Here is a 19,652-nt window from a genome sequence, read left to right on the forward strand (position 1 = left end):
TCCCATGAACAAGACGGTTTCTTTATATGTTTTAAATGTATAGGCTACTCGACTATTTTATAAAAAAACATTTCTGGAGCGCCTACCACGCCGGCATCCTTCATTAGTTTTTTCTTTACTTCGGAGTTTATGTTTTCTTTGGCTTTTTTCATATCGGTAATAGCAAATACGATAGCAACCATATTTGGATCGTCTATGCTTCGAGCCAAACCCCTGTCAATGAATCCTTCTTCCATTCTTTTGGCAGTTCCTTCGGCATCATATACTTTGAGCCAGGCATCAAAATCTTTTACACGGTGCGTTACCATTAATCTATCTTTGAGGTCAATTTTAGTAGAGTCATTTCGTATCACATCATAATAGGAAAATTCAGGTTTACTGGTTACCCCTGCTTTTTTCATTACCTCTTTAAGATTAGGAAGCATACTGAAATCTTTTGCTTTTTGCACATCGCTAAATTTATTTATTATCACAATCATGTTTGGACTATCAATTCCTCTTCCTACCATATAATGTGTAATACCATAAGCTTTTCGCATGGAATCATGTGCATCATAACCCTTTCTCCACTTATCATAATCAGCCACTTTGTGCTTAATCACAATTACTTTAAAAGGTTCAAATACAGCAACTTTGGTAGTTGTGTCTTTTGGCATTGCTTTTTCTGGTTCGGCTTTCTCAGTTTTATTGTTTTTACAAGATAAAAATGCAACGGTAAAAACTAATATCAAAACTGGTGTCAAAAAATTTTTAATGTTTTTCATACTATTATTTTTTTAAGTTATTTTTACAACGTAAATATAACAATAAATACTGATAATGAGGTTATTACGTTTTTATTTGTCAAAAAAAATGAGGCGATACAAAACTATTTTAACACTCTGTTTTTATTATTCAAAATACTAAAAAAGAACTGCATCCTAATCAAATCGAATGCACCGAAATACATTTTAAAGCTTAGATGAACTTATATTCCTTATATGTGAGTTCATTCAAAAAACTGTACTATCCAAAAATTGAATTCAAAAAAAAACCGCTTCGTTTATAGAAAACGAAACGGCTTTAATTTCATAAAATATTATCGTTATTTGTTGGTCCAGCTATTATCTGATGGTGTGGCGTCCATAAAAAGCCCGCCATCGAGTGTTACTGATTTTATTCTTTTGGCCCCTTTCAAAGTAACCGTTGTCATTTTTTGATTGGTTGCCCAAACGGCAGGTGTTTTATGCACCGTTTCTTTAGTTCCGTCAGCATAAACAACATTCACATCAAAAGGTATCGCAAAACCGCCTTCATTCTTAATGGAAATAGAATTTTTAGACTCTATCGAATTTACTTTTGCAACAGCAAGATCAATGTAATTATTGCTAAAAAACCAGTTATTGAAAAACCAATTCAGGTTTTTACCGGTACTGCTGTTTACCGAATTAAAATAATCCCAAGGAATTGGATGTTTGCCATTCCAATTCTCCATATACGTGTGCAGTGCTTTTTTGAACAAATCATCCCCAAGTAAATCTTTTAAAGCCAAATAAGAAAGGGATGCTTTTCCGTATGAATTGTTACCGTAACCCGCGCCTGACAATTGGGATGACATGGAAATTATAGGCTGGTCTTCTTCTGTCGAATTATCGTAAATATATTTTTTTACTCTAAATTGTTTGTAAAACTTATCGGCGGCTTCTTTACCATGTTCTGCAATTCCTATTAAATATTCGAGTGTTGTAGCCCAACCTTCATCCATAAAAGCATAACGGGTTTCATTGATTCCCATGTAAAAAGGAAAATACGTATGCGCGATTTCATGGTCTTGTACCAATTGTGCAAAAACGTCGTCACCCGTTTGGGAATCGTTCACCATCATAGGAAATTCCATATCAGCAAAACCTTGAAAAGCGGTCATTTTAGAAAAAGGATACGGAACTCCCGGCCAATTATTAGAAAACCAAGCCAAAGCATAATTATTGTTTTTTACCGAGTTGATAAAATCAGTGCCTTTTACATCATAAGCCGCCTGTGTACTCACCCGACGATTGGTTTTATTGTCTACAACGACACTTCCGGCATCCCATACATAATGATTGCTTAAACCAAAGCACACATCCGAAATTGAATTTGCTTCAAATTTCCAAGTATTCCAATCGTTCTGTAAAGTGACTTTCTCTTCTTTCATTTCCTGCTCATTCGCAATATGCATCACCGCATCTGAAGTGTACGATTTTTTTAATCGAGCCGAAAATTCCGCTTGTAAAACGTCATCCGGATTTAGTAAATCTCCCGTGGCATAAACCACATAATTTTTAGGCGCTTTTATCGAAAAAGTATAATCGTTAAAATCATTATAGAATTCCTGACGGTCCGTATGAGGCAATTTGTCCCAGCCATTATAATCATCATAAACAGAAACTCTCGGATAACTATAAGCTACAAAAAAAGTAGTATTATCAATTTGACCTTCACGACCACTTTCTTTAGACAAAGGATAATTCCAGTCCATGTCTAAAGTAGCTTTGGTATTCGGTGGTAATGGGTTTTTCAATTTAATGGTACCAACTGTTCCCCAATTTTTAGCATTTTCATTGTACACTTCTCCATTAATTTTTAAAGAAGTTAGAGTCAATCCTTCTGATAAAAAATCAGCACTTACCTCACCACCTCTTGGAGAAGTTGGTTTATGGAGGTTATTTACAAAACGAATAACGATTGTTTTCAAGGTGTCCTTGCTGTTGTTTTCGTAAACGATACTTTCGGTTCCGCTTACCATTTTTGTATCTGGATTTACGGTAATTTCCATGGCATATTTTCCGTGGTTTTGCCAATAATTTTTACCTGGCTTTCCGTCTTTGGAACGACTGCCTTTTAAGTAGGCTTCTTTTATATTTCGGGGTGTATAAAGTTCCTGTGCGAAACTATGCTGCGCAAAAAATGCGACGACAAACAATACTAGTAAAAGTGATTTTTTTTTCATGAAGGCGTTTTTAGAAATAATATAAATACTAATTAAATATTAGTAGCAATAGATTCCTTTTTGTAACAAAACCTTTTAGAAATAAAAAAATTAATGATTTATCAATAATAATTGGGACAACCGAAACATTTCACTTTCAAATCAAATTGATAGGTAACGGAAAGTTCATATATTCCGCCTGTCTGACCTATTCTTGAGGTACTAAAATCATGAGAGTATCCAAATTTAAAATGTTCGTATTGCAATCCCCCAAAAGCATTTACCGAAGTCAGGAAATGACTATTATCGGCTTTCTTACCAGGATTTGTAGCTGCACTAACCCCGAAGAAAAACTTTTTGAAAACAAGTCCGGTTCCTAAATCAAATCGGCTGTATTCCCCTTGATGCATATAATTAGAGGTTAAAAGCATTTTGGTTTCATAAGGAAAATAGGTAATGTCAATATAATCGCCCAGTAGGAATTCATAGCCCGCATTGGCAGAGAAAAACATTGATAGTGGGACATTGCCATTGGCAGCAAAAGAAATATTGGGTTTATTGATGTGTTTTAGAGAAAGTCCGAACCAAGCATTTTCATTATTAAGTAACATTCCTGCTGAAAAATCAAAGAAGGTTACTTTATCATTTAACAAAAGAGGATCCACACTTGATGTATTAATGGTTCCTTGTCCAATATTGATTTGGTCTTCTAAAACAATATTCTGAAAACCATAGGATTTGTTTCCAAAACCCATTTCGATTGCAGGTCTAAAAAACCAATCGTCATTTAATTGAACCCGATACGCATAATTAAAATTAACTTGAGTAAAATTATAATTCGTGAATTTTTCTCTGTGATTCAAAACGCTTACTCCTATTCCGCTGTTGGCATTTTCTAACCATGTATTGATAAACCCAAAATCTGAATCAACCCTAAAATTCAAATCGGGCCATTGCGTTCTGTGTAATATTCCGGCGTTAGTTGTTTCCAGAAACCCTGTAAATCCGGGATTCAACGTTTCAGGAACCATGAAATACTGTGTAAAAATGGGATCTTGCGCCTTAACCGTTAAAGAAAAACTGAACAAAATTATTAATGCTGCTATTTTTATTTTCATTTTGCTATTCTTATTTGATTAATGTAAAAGGGCCGTTTTCATTTATTATTTTTCCATAAAAAGTGGTCGCCTTTACTTTGTAATAATAATTCCCATTTTCCGATTCCTTCTCTTTTACTCTTCCACCCCATCCGTGCAACGTCTCGCCAGTTTCAGTAAATATCAATTCTCCCCAAGTATCATACACATCCAGTTGAAGTGATTTCAATCCCACAAAAACTGGTTTGAAAGTTTCATTAATTCCATCTCCATTGGGGGTAAAACCATTTGGAACCATTAATTTATATCCTTTATCAACCAATAAAGTCATCGTATGAATATAAATACAGCCAAAAGCATAAGTAACCGTTTGCGTCACTACATAACTTCCTTCTTTGACATAGGAATGAAGTGGGTTTTCTTCAGTAGAAACACTTCCGTCACCAAAATCCCAAGCGGTACTGATATAATCCGCCGTAGCGGTATTCGTGAATTGTATGGGGTCACTAATTGAAAAAGTCCCAAATGTTGAGTAAGCATATGAACTTGTTGTGAAGGAAGGCGCTCCTAATTTTGGAATAGCCACATTGAAAGTATAATTTGCTGTACAACCCAAATTATCTGTAACGCCTAGAACGACAGTTCCGTTTTGATTGGTGTTCATCATTTCATTGTTGACTCCGCTTACCGTTCCGCTCGACCACGTCAATTGATAAGGAGGAACTCCACCTGAAACTTGCGCTACAAAAGTTTGTTTCACATATTTAGTTTCACAGTTAAAATCGGTTTTTGTTTCCACTCCAATTACTATTGGTGGTTGTCTGTTGATAACGTATTGAGCAGTTTTTGAACAGCCCCTACTATCGGTAACCGTTACCAAATAATTTCCTGCTGGAATGTTGTTTAAATCTTCGCTTGTTGCTCCATTTGACCAAGCATAAGTAAATGGGGTTGATCCTCCGGCAACCAGCAAATTGATAGCGCCACTATTTGCATCATCACAGTCGAATGCATGGGTGACATTTGCTGAAATTATTAGTTTTTGAGGCTCTTGTATTATAAATGTTCTTATAATCGTACAAGGCTTACTATCAACAATAGTAACCGTATAAGAACCTGGACCTAGATTATTTCTAGTCAAACCGGCCGTACTTCCATCGCTCCATACGAGAGTTACTGGAGTAATTCCTCCTACTAAATTTAGATTTATACTACCATCATTCATTCCAAAACAAGAAATTTGTTTCACTACTGGATTAATAGTAAAAATTGGCGCTTCGGGTATGTTGACATTTAGTGTATTAACACAATTCAAAGCATCGGTAACGGTAATTAGATAATCTCCAGCCGAAAGGTTGTCTTGAAATAATCCGCTTGCTAAAGTACTCCATACAAGTTTATAAGGTGCAATTCCACCAGTTATAGAAAGGGTTATCGAGGCATCATTTCCTCCATAACAAATAATTGGAGTTGTTACTGCCTTTATTATAATTTCTGAAGATTGTGTTACAAGAACCGATAGCTTTTTGGTACAACCCGAATTATCTGTTACGGTTAAATTATAAGTCCCTGCGAAAATCGCACTTAAATTTTTGTTGGAACTTGTAAATCCATTTGGTCCAGTCCAAGCATAATTATAATCAAAAACGCCAGGAGAAATCTGGATTGGCGTTCCTCCTACTACATCAATATCGATAGCTCCAGTTGCAGTTCCAAAACATAAAATATTGGTCTGACTAATTAAATTTAAAACTAAAATAGGCGGTTCAGTAATTGTGAAAGTAGCTGTTACAGGCCCACAATTATTACTGTCTGAAACCGATACAGCATATACTCCCGGGCTTAGATTCGATAAGTCTTCGGTATTTGCAAAGGGTAAATTATCTTTAGTCCAAGTATACCTATAATTTAAAGCACCACCAGTTATTGTAATTGCTATCGCTCCGTTGGCATCATTAAAACAGGTAATATCCTTTTCTAAATCGGTAATAATAACAAGGACATTAGGTTCTGTAATTTTATAAATTTTTGAAAAAGGACAACCGCCATTATCTAAAACCGAAAGTGCATAATCTCCTGACAACAGGTTAGAAATACTTGTTGCACTAGATGTAAATCCGTTTGGTCCCACCCATGAAACTACGTATGGTACCCCAGTAGTAAAAGGAATTCCTCCCGTTAAATTAGTTTGTATTGAACCATTATTAATGCCGAAACAAGTACTATTTTTGACGATACTATTGGGGCTTATCGATGGATTGACAGTTACAACAATTGTAAAATTAGTTCCAACGCAACTTCCCGAAGTTGGAGTAACAGTATAAGTAACCGTTGCCGGACTAGTTGTTGTATTAATCAACGTTTGGCTGATATTATTTTGAGGAATCGTTACCGAAAAAGCGCCATTAACAGTATTCGAAGGATTAATTACAGGAGTTGCCCAAGTGTAGGTCGTTCCGGCTGGCACGATATCACCACTTAAATTATCAGGTGCTACCGTAAAAGCTGTGCCGCTGCATACTACTGCATTTTTACTTGCAATTACAGGATTTTGATTGATTTTAACCGCTGCAATAGCGGATGTTAAAATAGAACATCCTCCAGAAGACAACGTAATAATACAATAATAGTACGTTATTCCAACTGTTATAGCAGGCGGATTAAAACTATCATTTGTCGCTCCTGAAATTGAAGTACTTCCTATTGTAGAATTAGTTGCATTAGAATACCATTGGTATTGTGGTGTACCAACTCCATTACTGTAAGCTACTTTTAAAAGTGTTGGTGTTCCTCCTAAACATAACGTACTTGAGGAGGGTTGCAAAGTAATTGTGGACGCAAGATTTATAATTACGGCAGCTACATTACTTTTGGCATTACAGCCCAACCCACTTTGTGAAATTTCACAGTAATAATAAATTGTTCCTATTGCTGTTGTAGGCGGCGTAAAAGTAGCATTTGTTGCTCCAAGTATCGAATTTCCACCAGAATTTGAATTTGTAGCATTCGAAAACCATCGGTAAGATAATGCTCCAACACTAACATCTCCAGAGGCAGTCACAGATAAATCTGTTGGAGCCACATTTTGACATAAAGTTTGGGTTGGCAAAGGTTGTGCAGTAACAATTGGGTCGGCAACAACTTTAACTTCTGCTGAATTACTTGCTATTGGACCGCATCCGCTTCCTGATAATGTTATAACTGCATGGAAATAATTTACTCCTATTAATGGGAAAGCTGCTGGTGTGTAACTTGAATTAGTAGCTCCAGAAATTAGTATTCCACCACTGTTTGTATTGGTTGTGTTTGAAAACCATTGGTAACTCGGAATTCCTGTTCCACCAGAATAACTTACTGTTAATGGTGAGCCTATAGTGCTTCCAACACAGAGATTTTGCGATGCTGTTGGCTGCAAAATAATTGTTGCACCGGCAGTAATTGTAATATTTGCAATAGCAGAAGTTATGCTGGAACAGCCTCCAGAACCACCCAATGTAATAATACAATAATAATAAATTGTTCCAATTGTTGTACTTGGCGGCGCATAACTAGCATTTATTTCTCCAGATAGTGGCGTTCCAGTAGTTGTATTACTGGTATTTGAATACCATTGGTATGTTGGTGTTCCCGTTGAAGTATTTAAAACAACAGCTAATAAATTAAGTGTTCCATTTTGGCAAACCGTATTTGAAGCGGGCTGAGTTGTAATATTTGGTGCGGGGTTTACTGTAACAACATAATTTACAACTGCTCCTGAACATCCGTTTAATATGGGAGTAATGGCATAAGTGACCGTTCCAACTGCAGTATTTGTTGTTGAAATAGTTTGGGCGAGAATTGTATTCGTTGTTCCAGAAGCCGTAAAACCGGTGACTCCTGAAGTTGCTGTTGCCGTCCAAGAAAAAGTGGTACCAACAGTATCTGCTGTTAAGTTTACTAAAGTCGTTTGTGAACCGGAACAAATGGTTTGGGCTAAGGCTGTATTCGTTACAGTAGGTGTAGTACTTACAGAAAATATTTTGGTGGCAATTGAAGAAACACCACATTCATTGCTTACTGTTAATGAAACCGTATAATTTCCTGCTGTAGCATAAGTAATGGTTCCCGGAATAGCTGTGGTTGCAGTTGCTGGAGTACCGCCAGGAAAACTCCAAGCATACGTTAAGACACTGGAAGCAGGTACGCATCCTTGTACTACAGCCGTTGGCGAAATAGTTGCTGTACCACAAGCATTTGGAATAGTATTTATGATGGCTGTTGGTGGCTTTTTTACAGTTACTATTTGAGTAGTATTCATACTCCCGCAAGAATTTGTTACTGTTAATTTTAAAGTATAAGTACCTGGGGCAGTAAAATTAAAAGATGGATTCGCAGAATTTAAATTGGTGCCATTAGTATATACTGGATTGATTGCAATAACATCACAATTTAGATTTGCATAAGTAACATTCCATAAATAGGTTGGAGTGGTACAAGAATTTGTAATATTGGTTGTATTGGTTGTAGTTACCGCTAATGGCGCGCAACCTGAATTTATGTTAACGTTAAATTGGGGGGCAAGTGGGGCCTCAACACAAATAGTTTTTATGATTAGGTCATTTCCGCAACGGTTACCTACTTTCATCGTAATGGTATATGTTCCTGCGTTTAAAAAAACAGGACAGATTGTATTAGAGCCAGTTGACCAAAGACTTGGATCAGTCGAACCAAAATCATTTCCCAAACTTCCGCTGGTTAAATTAAAACCCGTTGCTGGTACAATTGACCAAATTATTTTTGGACTAGTGGTACATGAACTATTACTACCATTATTTTCATTAGCTCCAGAAGAGTTGTTTGTAAAACAAACTTGCGTATTCGTACAAACAGGATTTGAAGATACTATAAAGTCTGCTTTTGGAGGTGTTGATACATAAATTGGTACAACTCCTACTGCCGAATTCCCACAGGGATTTGAAGCAACAATATTAGCCGAAAAAGAGTTTTGATAGGAACTCGACCCATCTGAACTAGTAGTTCCACAAGAAGATTTTAAAAAAATATGGGTAACATCAGCAGGTGGTGGATGATTAAAAACTTGAGGAACTGAACCATCGTTAAAAGAAACGGTATATTTTGTTCCTGGTGGATTATTTGATGTTCCTGTGATTGGAAAAGTAAGTGAACTTGTATTACAGATATCTGTATTCCCCGGATTACCTAAAGAAACAGCAGGGTTAGATCCTACAAATACAATATAGGATTTTGAAATTGAACATCCATTCTGACCTACAATTGTATAAACCATGTTCCATAATCCAATTTGATAAGTATGCGTAGTTGATGTCCATGCATTTGACACAAAATTAGGAGAACCATCACCCCAATTTATTGTGTAATTTAAATTTGTCGAAGTTGTACTTGAACTGTTAGTAAATGTGAACAAAGAAACTGTATTACTACATACTCTAAATACAGGTACACCATTAAAAAAGGTTCCTGAACCAGTTCCATTGAGTGTTGCATCTGGTTGCGGATTTACTGTCTCTGTTACAGTAGCAGATTGCATTTGGGTTGCATTAGTTGAGTCCTTGACACTTACTAATGTATATACAAAATTCCCTGTAGTAGATGTTGGCACATTCAATGTTAAAATATCTCCTGTCGATTGAGACGTAATTATATCAGGTCCACCATTTATTTTATAGGTGAAAGTATAAGGAGCAACTCCTCCACTTCCAGTAAAAGTTATTACAGGTTGGGTACCATTAGTACAAACTGAAGTTGCATTCGTGGTTATTGTTGCAGTTGGCAATACTAAATTATTAACATTCCTCTCTACGATTATTTTATCTACACCAAAATGTGGGTAATTACTTTTTGCATTTAAATTATTAAATGAAATTATTAAGATAAAAAGAAAAATAATCTTATAAAGGTGTTTCATAATTGTGGTTCAAATTAACCAAGGTTAGAGTTAATTTCCATACAGGAAAAATTACTTATTGCCAAATGTAACGTAATGCTTTTCTATTCCTTTACGGTTTCCCGTAAACCCTTGATATTTTTGTTGTTAATTTAAAAAACATAACATATTGTTTAAATTGGATGAAAAAAAACAGAATTCCATAAAAAAAGCCGTCTCGTTTTTTGCGAGACGGCTTTTTTTATAACTATTTAATACTTACAAAATATAGTCCGTATTAATGAAATTTGATTCCTTGCTATTTAATAACTCTTGCAAAATTGCATTGTTATAGTCATTGTCTTTAGAAGCTACAAAAGTTCTGATAGAGAAAGAACGCAACGCATCGTGAATACTCAAAGTACCCACTGCTGAATCTTTTCTTCCTGTAAAAGGGAAAACATCCGGTCCTCTTTGGCAAGAACTATTCAAGTTTACTCTACAAACAAGATTCACCAAAGTATCGATAAGCGGTGCAATGGTTTTGATGTCTTTTCCAAACAAACTTACTTGTTGTCCGTAATTAGACTCAGCCATATCATTCAATGGTTCTTGAATGTCTTTGAAAGAAATAATAGGCACAACCGGACCAAACTGCTCTTCATGATACACACGCATTTCCTTGTTTATTGGAAACAAAACTGCCGGAAATATAAAATTATCGGTTTGCTCTCCTCCTTTTACATTAATAACTTTTGCTCCTTTAGCTGTAGCGTCATCTATTAATTCCTGAATATAAGCAGGTTTTTCTTTTTCTGGTAAAGGAGTAAGAAATACTGATTTGTCCCATGGGTTTCCAAAAGCTAATGCATCAACTTTGGCTGCAAATCGTTTATTGAATTCGTCAGCAATAGATTCATGCACATATAATACTTTCAAAGCGGTGCAACGTTGTCCGTTGAAAGATAAAGATCCCGCTATACATTCTTGGATAGTCAAATCTAAATCGGCATCCGGAAGGATTATCGCAGGATTTTTTGCTTCTAAACCTAATACCAAACGCAATCTGTTTTTGTTTGGATGTTGATCTTGCAAAGCAATCGCTGATTTACTGTTTCCTATCAAAGCCAAAATATCAACTTTTCCAGATTTCATGATAGGTGAAGCCACTTCACGCCCTCTACCATACACAATATTGATAGCTCCTTTTGGAAAACTGCTTTTGAACGCTTCTAACAATGGAGAAAGTAATAAAACGCCATGTTTAGCCGGTTTAAAAATTACAGGATTCCCCATAATTAATGCCGGAATAAGCAACGAAAAAGTTTCATTCAACGGATAGTTGTAAGGTCCTAGACACAATACAACACCTAGCGGTCCTCTACGAACCATGGCGTTTATACCTTGAACTTTAGAAAAATGAGCACTGCGACTGTTTAATTCTTTTAAGCTGTCAATTGTATCATAGATATACTCTACGGTTCTGTCAAATTCTTTTTCAGAATCACCCAATGATTTTCCAATTTCCCACATCAAAAGCTTAACAACCTCTGTTCGAGTCGTTTTCATTTGAGCAACAAAATTTTCCATGCATTTGATACGATCCACAACTTTCATTGTAGGCCATAAACCTTGTCCGTTATTGTAAGCCGCAGATGCCGCTTCAACAGCTTCTAAAGCCTCCACTTCTCCCATACACGGAATTGAACCCAATATAGTAGGTTCATATTTTTCAGTAGATGAAATCGTAGAAAAAACGGGAGTTGTTTGACCAGTCCATTTTTTTAGCTCACCATTAATTAAATAAGTATCTTGATTTAGTAACGTATTAATTTGAAATTCTTCTGGTATAAAACTCATTATAGGTTGGTTATATTTAAAATTTAATAAAAGAGGGCGTCGTATTTATAGTTTTATGGCTAAACGATATCGCCATTCCATTCTATAATCCCTCCCAGTAAGTTGTAGGTATTTTCAAAACCCAACTCATTCATGATTTCGCAAGCTTTAGCGCTTCTCATTCCGGAACGGCAATACACATAATAGTTTTTGCTTTTATCCAAAGCCTCTATTTCATCTATAAAACCTTGTCCCTTGTGAATATCAATAAGTATGGCATTAGCTATAATTCCATCATTCGTTTCGTCTTCGGTTCTCACGTCAAGTATTACTGCATTTTCATCAGCTTCGAATTGAGCAACCCAATCTTCTTGTGTTAAATTCATAGTATCTTTTTTTGTAAAAATACAAAGATTTTACCGAACAATAAACCCTCCATTTGTTAATTCGATAATATTCATAAGAAAACGTTTTCGCAAAACATTAACTATCAATAAACTATAAATTCAGCGTTTATTTTTGCGAAAAATAGTCTATTAAATCCATCGGAAATGTATAAGGCAAAACATTTAAGAATTCCTGCCCTAATCTATTTTTTGAATACTATAATTGCAATAATCTTTTCCCTTTTTAGACTACTTTTACAGTATAGCTTATACAAAAAAAATTAAAATAACAGCAAAATGCTTAATCCTATAAAGAAACTATTTCCTTCATTCTCCACTGAATTAGTCAAAGATGTTGATGCCAATGCTACTGTTCAATCCTTCAAAGCGGGCGATGTTATTATGCGAACTGGACAATACATAAAAAATACCGTTTTGGTTATCAGTGGCAAGATTAAGATTTACCGCGAAGATGAAAATGGTGGTGAATTTTTTATGTATTATTTACAACCCGGTCAAGCGTGTGCTATTTCCATGATTTGCGCTACCAAGAATGCAAAAAGCCAAATCATGGCCAAAGTTGTTGAGGATGTTGAATTGATGATGATTCCTTTGCCCTTAATGGATAAATGGATGATGCAACACCGTAGTTGGTACGAATTTGTAATTGACACCTATCGCAGCCGATTTGAAGAAGTGCTGGAAGTGATTGACAGTATCGCTTTTAGAGCAATGGATGAACGCTTGGAATTTTATCTAAAACGCCATGCCGATGCTTGTGGTTGTAACCATTTGAAGCTATCCCATCAAGAAATCGCATCCGAATTGAATACATCAAGAGAAGTCATTTCCCGTTTACTAAAAAAAATGGAACAACGAGGATTGGTCAATTTACAGCGCAATAATATTGAACTTTTAAAATAAAAATATTCTGAATGTGATAAATGTTACTGTTTGTCTAAAATTTACGGACAACCTTTGCAATAAAAAATTTTAAAATGGAATATTTAGGTTATTTCGCATCAATTATCATAGGACTTTCATTGGGTTTAATAGGTGGCGGTGGATCAATTCTAACCATTCCCATTTTAGTTTACTTATTTAAGATAAATCCTGAATTAGCTACCAGTTATTCGTTATTTATAGTGGGAGTTACCGCTTTATTTGGATGCATTAGTCATTATAAAATGGGGAATCTTAAAATTAAATCGGCACTATACTTCGCCATTCCGTCGGTTTTTTCAATACTGATAATCCGGGAAGTTATTTTTCCAAAAATAGCGGCAACCCTGTTCTCCATTGCTTCTTATCAGGTGTCAAAAAGTTTTCTGATTATGATTGTTTTTTCAGTATTGATGATGGCAGCTGCTATATCCATGATACGCAAAACAAAACCGGTAACAGGCACTCCAAAAACAAACTACACACAACTGGGAATAATTGGATTTATAGTTGGAATTGTAACTGGTTTTCTAGGTGCTGGTGGTGGATTTTTAATCATACCAGCCTTATTGTTTTTTGCAAATTTGCCAATGAAACAAGCCGTTGGTACCTCTTTGCTCATCATTTTCATCAACTCCTCTATTGGTTTTGGTGGCGATTTATATATTGGCACACCTATAAATTATCCTTTTTTACTAGGGATTACTGGCGTAGCGTTTTTAGGAATGATTGTAGGAATCAAACTTTCGAAAAAAATTGATGGCGCTAAACTAAAACCAATCTTTGGCTGGTTTGTATTAGTCATGGGAATTTACATCATTACTAAAGAGATTTTCTTTTAAAAACAAAAAAAGTACCCCAAATTGGAATACTTTTTATTTTTTAATTTGAATATAATGCTAATGTTCGCCATACCCAATATCGTCCATTTTACCGCTAAAAACTTTGTACTGAATTATGAAGTACGCAATAACTAATGCTAAAGCGATAACAAACCAATACACGCCTACTGATAATCCATATTCTCCAGCAGCAGTATTATAAATGGTTAATGACGGATTTACTGCATTGGTCGAAGGCAGGACATTCGGAAAAATAGAAGCTGTTGTTGCTGCAAATCCGCCTACGAGAAACATACTTGAAAACACGAATCCATGTCCGTCTTTTTTAAATGATTTGACTTTAAACATCCCAAAAATACCTATAAATGCAATCAATGGAAATATCCAAAGAAATGGATTTTCAATAAAGTTGTGAAACGGTTTGGGCTCGATTCTGTGCCAAATTAATAATGAAATAATGACCAATCCCAATAACACAAAATTGAGTTTAAAAACCACCTCTTTTAATTTTTGATTCAAAGAAGAATTCGTTTTATAAATAATCCAATTGGCACCATGAATCGTCAGCGTAACAGCACTAACCACTCCTAAAAATAAGGTAAACCAATCTATAATTCCCAGTTGATCTGCTTTTGGACTAAAAGTTGGATTCCACAAAGGCAAAAAGAAAAAATGGGCTTCCTGTGTTGAAACACCATTTTCTACCATTCCCAGATTTACACCTCGAACAATATTTCCCAAAGCCACACCAAAAAATATCGCTAATAATAAACTCGCAATCCCAAAGGCTTTATCCCAAATGACTTCCCACATAGGATGATGAATCTGACCACGCAATTCTAAACCTACGGCTCTAAAAATGAGCAACCATAAAATCATCATTAAAGGCAAATAAAAACCACTGAATGAAGAAGCATACAATGTAGGAAAAGCAAAAAACAAAACCCCGCCGGCTGCAATTAACCATACTTCATTGGCATCCCAAAAAGGACCAATAGCACTGGTTATTGCTTTTTTATCTTTCTCTGTTTTAGCAAAAAACAAATGAATAATTCCCGCACCAAAATCATAGCCATCCAGTACAATATAAACGGCCAAAATTCCCATTAAAACTACATACCAAAAGAATTCCATAATTTATTTATTTTCTGTTTGAGGTCCTTTATTTATAATTTTACCAACCAAGAGTAAAAACAACATGCCTAATAAGAGATACAATCCTATAAATCCAAGCAAGGTAAACAATGTATTTCCGGAGGAAACTGTCGGAGAAGCACCTTCGGCAGTGCGCAATAAATTATATACTAACCAAGGTTGTCTTCCTAATTCAGCAGTGTACCATCCTGTTGTATTCGCGATGTATGGAAATGGAAGCATAAAAAGCAACGACCACAAAATCCATTTGGTTTCGAATAACTTTTTTCGAATGAGCTGAAAAACCGCAAAAGCCATCAATCCGATGAAAACCGTTCCGAGTCCAACCATAATATGATACGCGTAATATAATCCGGAAATATTGGTAGGATGATTTTCTTCTTTAAATTGATCTAACCCTTTAATTTCGCTATGCCAGTTCCCGTAAGTCAAAAAACTCAAAATATTTGGTACGGCAATCTTGTTGTCCAGTTTTTTATCTTTTACGTCAGGTTGACCAATCAAAACAATTTCGGAACCCTCTTTTTCACTGTGAAAAATCCCTTCCATCGCAGCAAAAGTAACGGGTTGGTATTTTACGACATTCTTGGCTAATAAATCTCCGGTGGGAACTGCAACGATAAGGCTTGAAGCCAATCCAAAAATCACTCCCGTTTTCAAGAATAATTTCCCAAAAGAGACATTCTTTTTACTCAAAATATAAAAAGCGCCAATCCCTGCAACAACAAAAGAACTGGTTACCATTGAAGCCGCCTGATTGTGAAAATAGGAAGGCCACAACCAAGGGTTTGTAAATAGCGCTGCAAAGTTATTCAGGACAAATTTACCATTGGCTAAAATTTCATACCCTACTGGATATTGCATCCAGGAATGCGTTGCAATAATCAAAAATCCACTGGCCCACGAACCTATAAAAATGAGTAATCCGGTGACAAAATGCCATTTATGCCCGAGTAATTTTTCTCCAAATAAAAACAAACCTAAAAAAGACGATTCCAAAAAGAAAGAAAACATGCCTTCCATGGCCAAAGTTTGTCCAATGATTCCTCCGGTTAATTCAGAAAACTTGGCCCAATTGGTTCCAAACTGAAACTCCATCGGAATTCCTGTTACCACTCCCATCGCAAAATTAAGCGCGAAGATTTTCATCCAAAAATGGGTAGCCTGATTGTACTGTTCGTTTTGGGTACGTAAAAACTTCCATTTGAAATAAATAATAATTAAGGAAAGTCCCATTGTCAATTGAGGAAACAAGTAGTGAAAGGTAATTGTAAATGCAAATTGCATTCGGTCGTAAAAAAGCATTTCTTCCATTCAAATATATTTTATCAGAGGTTTTGCAAATTTACCCATTATAAGTAACATTTCTTTTACAGAAACCAACTTTATTCTCCTCAATTTATTAGATTTTAATATAGAAATACAGCGAATACTATTGGCGTCTTTTTTCTTAAAATTAAAAAAAGTTGTGTAACTTTAGTCACCAATTTTTCTTAAAAACAGAAGTACATTTGTACAGTAAATAAAAAAATTGTAATCATGCAAATTGAACAAATATATACGGGTTGTTTAGCACAAGGCGCTTACTACATTACTTCAAATGGTGAAGCAGCTATAATTGACCCGCTTCGTGAAATTCAACCTTACTTAGACCGACTAGAACGCGATCAGGTAAAACTGAAATACATTTTTGAAACCCATTTTCATGCTGATTTTGTCTCCGGGCATGTTGATTTAAGCAGGGAAACCGGCGCTCCAATTGTTTATGGCCCAAATGCAAAATGTGAATTTGAATGCGTTTCTGCTACAGATGGTCAGGAATTCACCATTGGAAACATCAAAATAAAAGCATTACACACGCCCGGACATACCATGGAAAGTACGACCTTTTTATTGATTGATGAAAACGGTAAAGAGTATGCTATTTTCTCTGGAGACACCTTATTTATTGGTGATGTAGGAAGACCGGATTTAGCCCAAAAAGCGGCACACATGACTCAGGAACAATTAGCTGCTATTTTATTTCATTCATTAAGAGATAAAGTGATGACTTTGCCTGACGATGTTATTGTATATCCGGCTCACGGTGCAGGAAGTGCCTGCGGTAAAAATATGAGTAAAGAAACGGTATCAACCATTGGCAACCAAAAAGCAACTAATTATGCTTTGAGAGCGGATATGACTGAAGCCGAATTTATACAGGAAGTAACCGAAGGTTTGTTGCCGCCTCCAGCCTATTTTGGGATGAACGTAGCCATGAATAAAAAAGGATATGAAAGTTTTGAGAATGTATTACACTTGGGAATGCGTGCTTTATCTGTAACTGAATTTGAAGCCGCTGCCGAAGAAACCGGAGCTTTAATTTTAGACACTCGGAAAAATACTGCTTTTGCCAAAGGATTTATTCCTCAATCTATAAATATTGGGATTGACGGCGATTTTGCTCCTTGGGTGGGTGCTTTAGTTGCCAATGTGAAACAACCAATTCTAATCGTTTCCGAAGAAGGGCAAGAAGAAGAAACCGTTACGCGCTTGAGTCGTGTGGGTTTTGATAACTTAATCGGTCATCTGGATGGCGGTTTTGATGCTTGGGCAAAAGCAGGAAAAGAAATTGACACCGTAAATAGAATTACAGCTGAACAATTTGCCAAAGAAGTGAAAATTGGCGAAAGCAAAGTGATTGATATCCGTAAAGAAAGTGAATATTGTGCTGAACATGTTGAGGAAGCTTACAGCAAACCCTTAGCAACCATAAATGATTGGATCAAAGACATTAATCCAAAAGAACATTTTTATTTGCATTGTGCCGGCGGATATCGGAGCATGATTGCAGCTTCCATACTAGAAGCGCGTGGTTTTAGAAATTTCACTGAAATTGAAGGCGGTTTCAATGCTATTGCAAAAACAAATTTGCCAAAAACAGATTTCGTTTGCCAAAGTAAAGTTTTGAAATAAAAGTAATGATATTCAAAAAAATGAAATTATGGAAGATCTAAAATGTTGTGTTACTTCATGTGAAAGACCGCTTGACGCGACGTACTGGGAAGCCCAATACAAAACCAAAGCCACTGGTTGGGATTTAGGTAAAGTATCGCCTCCTTTACAAACTTATATAGATACAATAGAAAATAAAAACATCGCTATTTTGATTCCCGGTTGTGGGAACAGTTATGAAGCGGAATATCTTTTGGAACACGATTTTACGAACATTACCGTTATTGATATTGCGCCAACACCGGTTGCTGTTTTAAAAGAGAAATTCAAAAATAATTCCAATATCCAAATCATATTAGGTGATTTTTTTGAACACCAAGGAAAATATGATTTGATTATTGAACAGACTTTTTTCTGTGCTTTGCCTCCTACCCTACGTCAAAAGTACGTTTGGAAAATGCATCAACTTTTGGCTGATGAAGGGAAATTGGCAGGATTATTATTTAATAGAACATTTGAAGTAAGCCCTCCTTTTGGCGGAAGCAAAGAGGAATATGAGGCACTTTTCGCAGCTGCTTTTGAATTTTTAAAAAAGGATTTAAGTCTAAATTCGATTGCACCAAGAGCGAATTCGGAATTATTTTTCGAATTAAAAAAGAACAACAAAGTCAACGTTAATCTTTATGAATTTGAAGGGATTACTTGCAGCGGTTGCATGGAATCTGTAACAAAAAAGTTTGCTGCACTAGACGGAATAGTGAATGTAAGTATGAGCAGTGATTTTGCAGAAGTACTAATTGTAAGTAAAAATGAAATTGCAGTCGCAGCATTACAAAATGCAATTTCTTATGATGAAAAGTATCAAATTAAAAAAATAAGTTAAATTACAAGTTTACTTTTTTCAAAAAAGAAAATGAAAGAATTATTATTTACAAATTGGCATATTATGCGCTTAGTTCGTCTGGCGTTTGCCTTATTTTTATTTGCCCAAGCCTATATATTGCAAGAATGGATGTTTATCGCTTTTGGGTTATTTTTCTTCATTCAAGTACTATTTAATTTAGGCTGCAGTTCTAATGGTTGTACTATTTCAAACAATAAATACAGTAAAGATGAGTAATTTCGGCAGTATTATCCAATCAGAAAAGCCAGTTTTAATAGACTTTTTTGCAACATGGTGCGGACCATGCAAAATGCTTAGTCCCATTTTGAGAGAAGTGAAAGACAGTTTAGGGGATCGTGTTTCAATCATTAAAATTGATGTAGACAAAAACCAACAAATAGCGTCTCAATACCAAGTACGAGGTGTTCCTACAATGATTTTATTTCAAAACGGAAAACAATTATGGAGACAATCCGGTGTATTGACTAAAGAGGAAATAATTAAAACTATTATAGAAAAAAGTAATGCATGACTAGAAAAGCAATCCTCGTCACAGGATTAGGGATAGTTGCAGGAGCTCTGGCCGGTTATCTCTATTATTACCATATAGGTTGCGCTTCAGGAACATGCGCTATAACTTCAAAGCCATTAAATAGTACTTTATACGGTGGGTTAATGGGTGGATTACTATTGAATATGTTTGTAAAGAATAAATAAATTCGATTCCTTTATATAACTTTAGC

15 protein-coding genes are annotated in these 19,652 nt (G+C 35.6%); 7 read left to right on the forward strand and 8 right to left on the reverse strand.

Features of this window, described 5'->3' with window-relative positions; genetic code table 11:
• Nucleotides 1-44 precede the first annotated feature (44 nt).
• The 6 genes from ACM55H_RS03625 to ACM55H_RS03650 all read right to left on the reverse strand — a co-directional run bounded on the left by ACM55H_RS03625 (nt 45) and on the right by ACM55H_RS03650 (nt 12,153).
• Entirely contained in the window at nt 45-764 is a 720-nt protein-coding gene (locus ACM55H_RS03625) for a hypothetical protein (RefSeq protein WP_416835214.1), read from the reverse strand.
• A 320-nt stretch (nt 765-1,084) separates the two neighbouring features.
• Entirely contained in the window at nt 1,085-2,968 is a 1,884-nt protein-coding gene (locus ACM55H_RS03630) for a M1 family metallopeptidase (protein ID WP_416835215.1), read from the reverse strand.
• A 101-nt stretch (nt 2,969-3,069) separates the two neighbouring features.
• Entirely contained in the window at nt 3,070-4,065 is a 996-nt protein-coding gene (locus tag ACM55H_RS03635) for a PorP/SprF family type IX secretion system membrane protein (RefSeq protein ID WP_416835216.1), read from the reverse strand.
• 10 nt (nt 4,066-4,075) lie between these two features.
• Nucleotides 4,076-9,970 (reverse strand): PKD domain-containing protein, encoded by a 5,895-nt coding sequence (locus tag ACM55H_RS03640; protein WP_416835217.1) that lies wholly within the window; start codon nt 9,968-9,970, stop codon nt 4,076-4,078.
• 237 nt (nt 9,971-10,207) lie between these two features.
• Nucleotides 10,208-11,788 (reverse strand): NADP-dependent glyceraldehyde-3-phosphate dehydrogenase, encoded by a 1,581-nt coding sequence (locus ACM55H_RS03645; protein WP_416835218.1) that lies wholly within the window; start codon nt 11,786-11,788, stop codon nt 10,208-10,210.
• Nucleotides 11,789-11,847: 59 nt separating this feature from the next.
• Complete coding sequence (locus ACM55H_RS03650; protein ID WP_039109696.1) at nt 11,848-12,153, reverse strand: rhodanese-like domain-containing protein; 306 nt, start codon at nt 12,151-12,153, stop codon at nt 11,848-11,850.
• Nucleotides 12,154-12,450: 297 nt separating this feature from the next.
• On the opposite strand from ACM55H_RS03650, the gene ACM55H_RS03655 reads away from it, so the two are divergent.
• Nucleotides 12,451-13,077, forward strand: a complete 627-nt coding sequence (locus ACM55H_RS03655; protein ID WP_416835219.1) for a Crp/Fnr family transcriptional regulator — start codon at nt 12,451-12,453, stop codon at nt 13,075-13,077.
• Nucleotides 13,078-13,151: 74 nt separating this feature from the next.
• Entirely contained in the window at nt 13,152-13,937 is a 786-nt protein-coding gene (locus ACM55H_RS03660) for a sulfite exporter TauE/SafE family protein (protein ID WP_416835220.1), read from the forward strand.
• Between the two features lie 57 nt (nt 13,938-13,994).
• On the opposite strand, the gene cydB is transcribed toward ACM55H_RS03660, so the two are convergent.
• Nucleotides 13,995-15,071, reverse strand: coding sequence for a cytochrome d ubiquinol oxidase subunit II (cydB, locus tag ACM55H_RS03665; RefSeq protein ID WP_416835221.1), 1,077 nt, complete (start codon nt 15,069-15,071; stop codon nt 13,995-13,997).
• A gap of 3 nt (nt 15,072-15,074) precedes the next feature.
• Nucleotides 15,075-16,406 carry a cytochrome ubiquinol oxidase subunit I gene (locus ACM55H_RS03670; protein ID WP_416835222.1) on the reverse strand — a complete coding sequence of 444 codons (1,332 nt, stop codon included), beginning with the start codon at nt 16,404-16,406 and terminating at the stop codon, nt 15,075-15,077.
• Between the two features lie 225 nt (nt 16,407-16,631).
• On the opposite strand from ACM55H_RS03670, the gene ACM55H_RS03675 reads away from it, so the two are divergent.
• Genes ACM55H_RS03675 through ACM55H_RS03695 form a run of 5 tightly spaced genes read left to right on the forward strand, consistent with a single transcriptional unit; the run spans nt 16,632 to nt 19,626 of the window.
• Complete coding sequence (locus ACM55H_RS03675) at nt 16,632-18,047, forward strand: MBL fold metallo-hydrolase (RefSeq protein ID WP_416835223.1); 1,416 nt, start codon at nt 16,632-16,634, stop codon at nt 18,045-18,047.
• Between the two features lie 28 nt (nt 18,048-18,075).
• Nucleotides 18,076-18,909, forward strand: coding sequence for a methyltransferase (locus ACM55H_RS03680; protein WP_416835224.1), 834 nt, complete (start codon nt 18,076-18,078; stop codon nt 18,907-18,909).
• Between the two features lie 30 nt (nt 18,910-18,939).
• A complete protein-coding gene (locus tag ACM55H_RS03685) occupies nt 18,940-19,146 on the forward strand; it encodes a hypothetical protein (RefSeq protein WP_416835225.1) in 207 nt (68 codons plus the stop codon).
• Complete coding sequence (trxA, locus tag ACM55H_RS03690; RefSeq protein ID WP_416835226.1) at nt 19,139-19,441, forward strand: thioredoxin; 303 nt, start codon at nt 19,139-19,141, stop codon at nt 19,439-19,441. The genes ACM55H_RS03685 and trxA overlap by 8 nt, the downstream gene beginning before the upstream one ends.
• Nucleotides 19,438-19,626, forward strand: coding sequence for a DUF6132 family protein (locus ACM55H_RS03695; RefSeq protein ID WP_416835227.1), 189 nt, complete (start codon nt 19,438-19,440; stop codon nt 19,624-19,626). The genes trxA and ACM55H_RS03695 overlap by 4 nt, the downstream gene beginning before the upstream one ends.
• Nucleotides 19,627-19,652 lie beyond the last annotated feature (26 nt).

The sequence above is a fragment of the Flavobacterium cryoconiti genome (genome assembly GCF_048158645.1).
Lineage (GTDB): Bacteria > Bacteroidota > Bacteroidia > Flavobacteriales > Flavobacteriaceae > Flavobacterium > Flavobacterium cryoconiti.

Coding starts and splice junctions, on each gene's coding strand:
- ACM55H_RS03685 (WP_416835225.1), top strand. CDS start 18,940: ATGAAAGAATTATTATTTACAAATTGGCATATTATGCGCTTAGTTCGT.
- ACM55H_RS03650 (WP_039109696.1), bottom strand. CDS start 12,153: ATGAATTTAACACAAGAAGATTGGGTTGCTCAATTCGAAGCTGATGAA.
- ACM55H_RS03695 (WP_416835227.1), top strand. CDS start 19,438: ATGACTAGAAAAGCAATCCTCGTCACAGGATTAGGGATAGTTGCAGGA.
- ACM55H_RS03655 (WP_416835219.1), top strand. CDS start 12,451: ATGCTTAATCCTATAAAGAAACTATTTCCTTCATTCTCCACTGAATTA.
- ACM55H_RS03680 (WP_416835224.1), top strand. CDS start 18,076: ATGGAAGATCTAAAATGTTGTGTTACTTCATGTGAAAGACCGCTTGAC.
- ACM55H_RS03640 (WP_416835217.1), bottom strand. CDS start 9,970: ATGAAACACCTTTATAAGATTATTTTTCTTTTTATCTTAATAATTTCA.
- ACM55H_RS03660 (WP_416835220.1), top strand. CDS start 13,152: ATGGAATATTTAGGTTATTTCGCATCAATTATCATAGGACTTTCATTG.
- ACM55H_RS03645 (WP_416835218.1), bottom strand. CDS start 11,788: ATGAGTTTTATACCAGAAGAATTTCAAATTAATACGTTACTAAATCAA.
- ACM55H_RS03630 (WP_416835215.1), bottom strand. CDS start 2,968: ATGAAAAAAAAATCACTTTTACTAGTATTGTTTGTCGTCGCATTTTTT.
- trxA (WP_416835226.1), top strand. CDS start 19,139: ATGAGTAATTTCGGCAGTATTATCCAATCAGAAAAGCCAGTTTTAATA.
- ACM55H_RS03625 (WP_416835214.1), bottom strand. CDS start 764: ATGAAAAACATTAAAAATTTTTTGACACCAGTTTTGATATTAGTTTTT.
- cydB (WP_416835221.1), bottom strand. CDS start 15,071: ATGGAATTCTTTTGGTATGTAGTTTTAATGGGAATTTTGGCCGTTTAT.
- ACM55H_RS03670 (WP_416835222.1), bottom strand. CDS start 16,406: ATGGAAGAAATGCTTTTTTACGACCGAATGCAATTTGCATTTACAATT.
- ACM55H_RS03675 (WP_416835223.1), top strand. CDS start 16,632: ATGCAAATTGAACAAATATATACGGGTTGTTTAGCACAAGGCGCTTAC.
- ACM55H_RS03635 (WP_416835216.1), bottom strand. CDS start 4,065: ATGAAAATAAAAATAGCAGCATTAATAATTTTGTTCAGTTTTTCTTTA.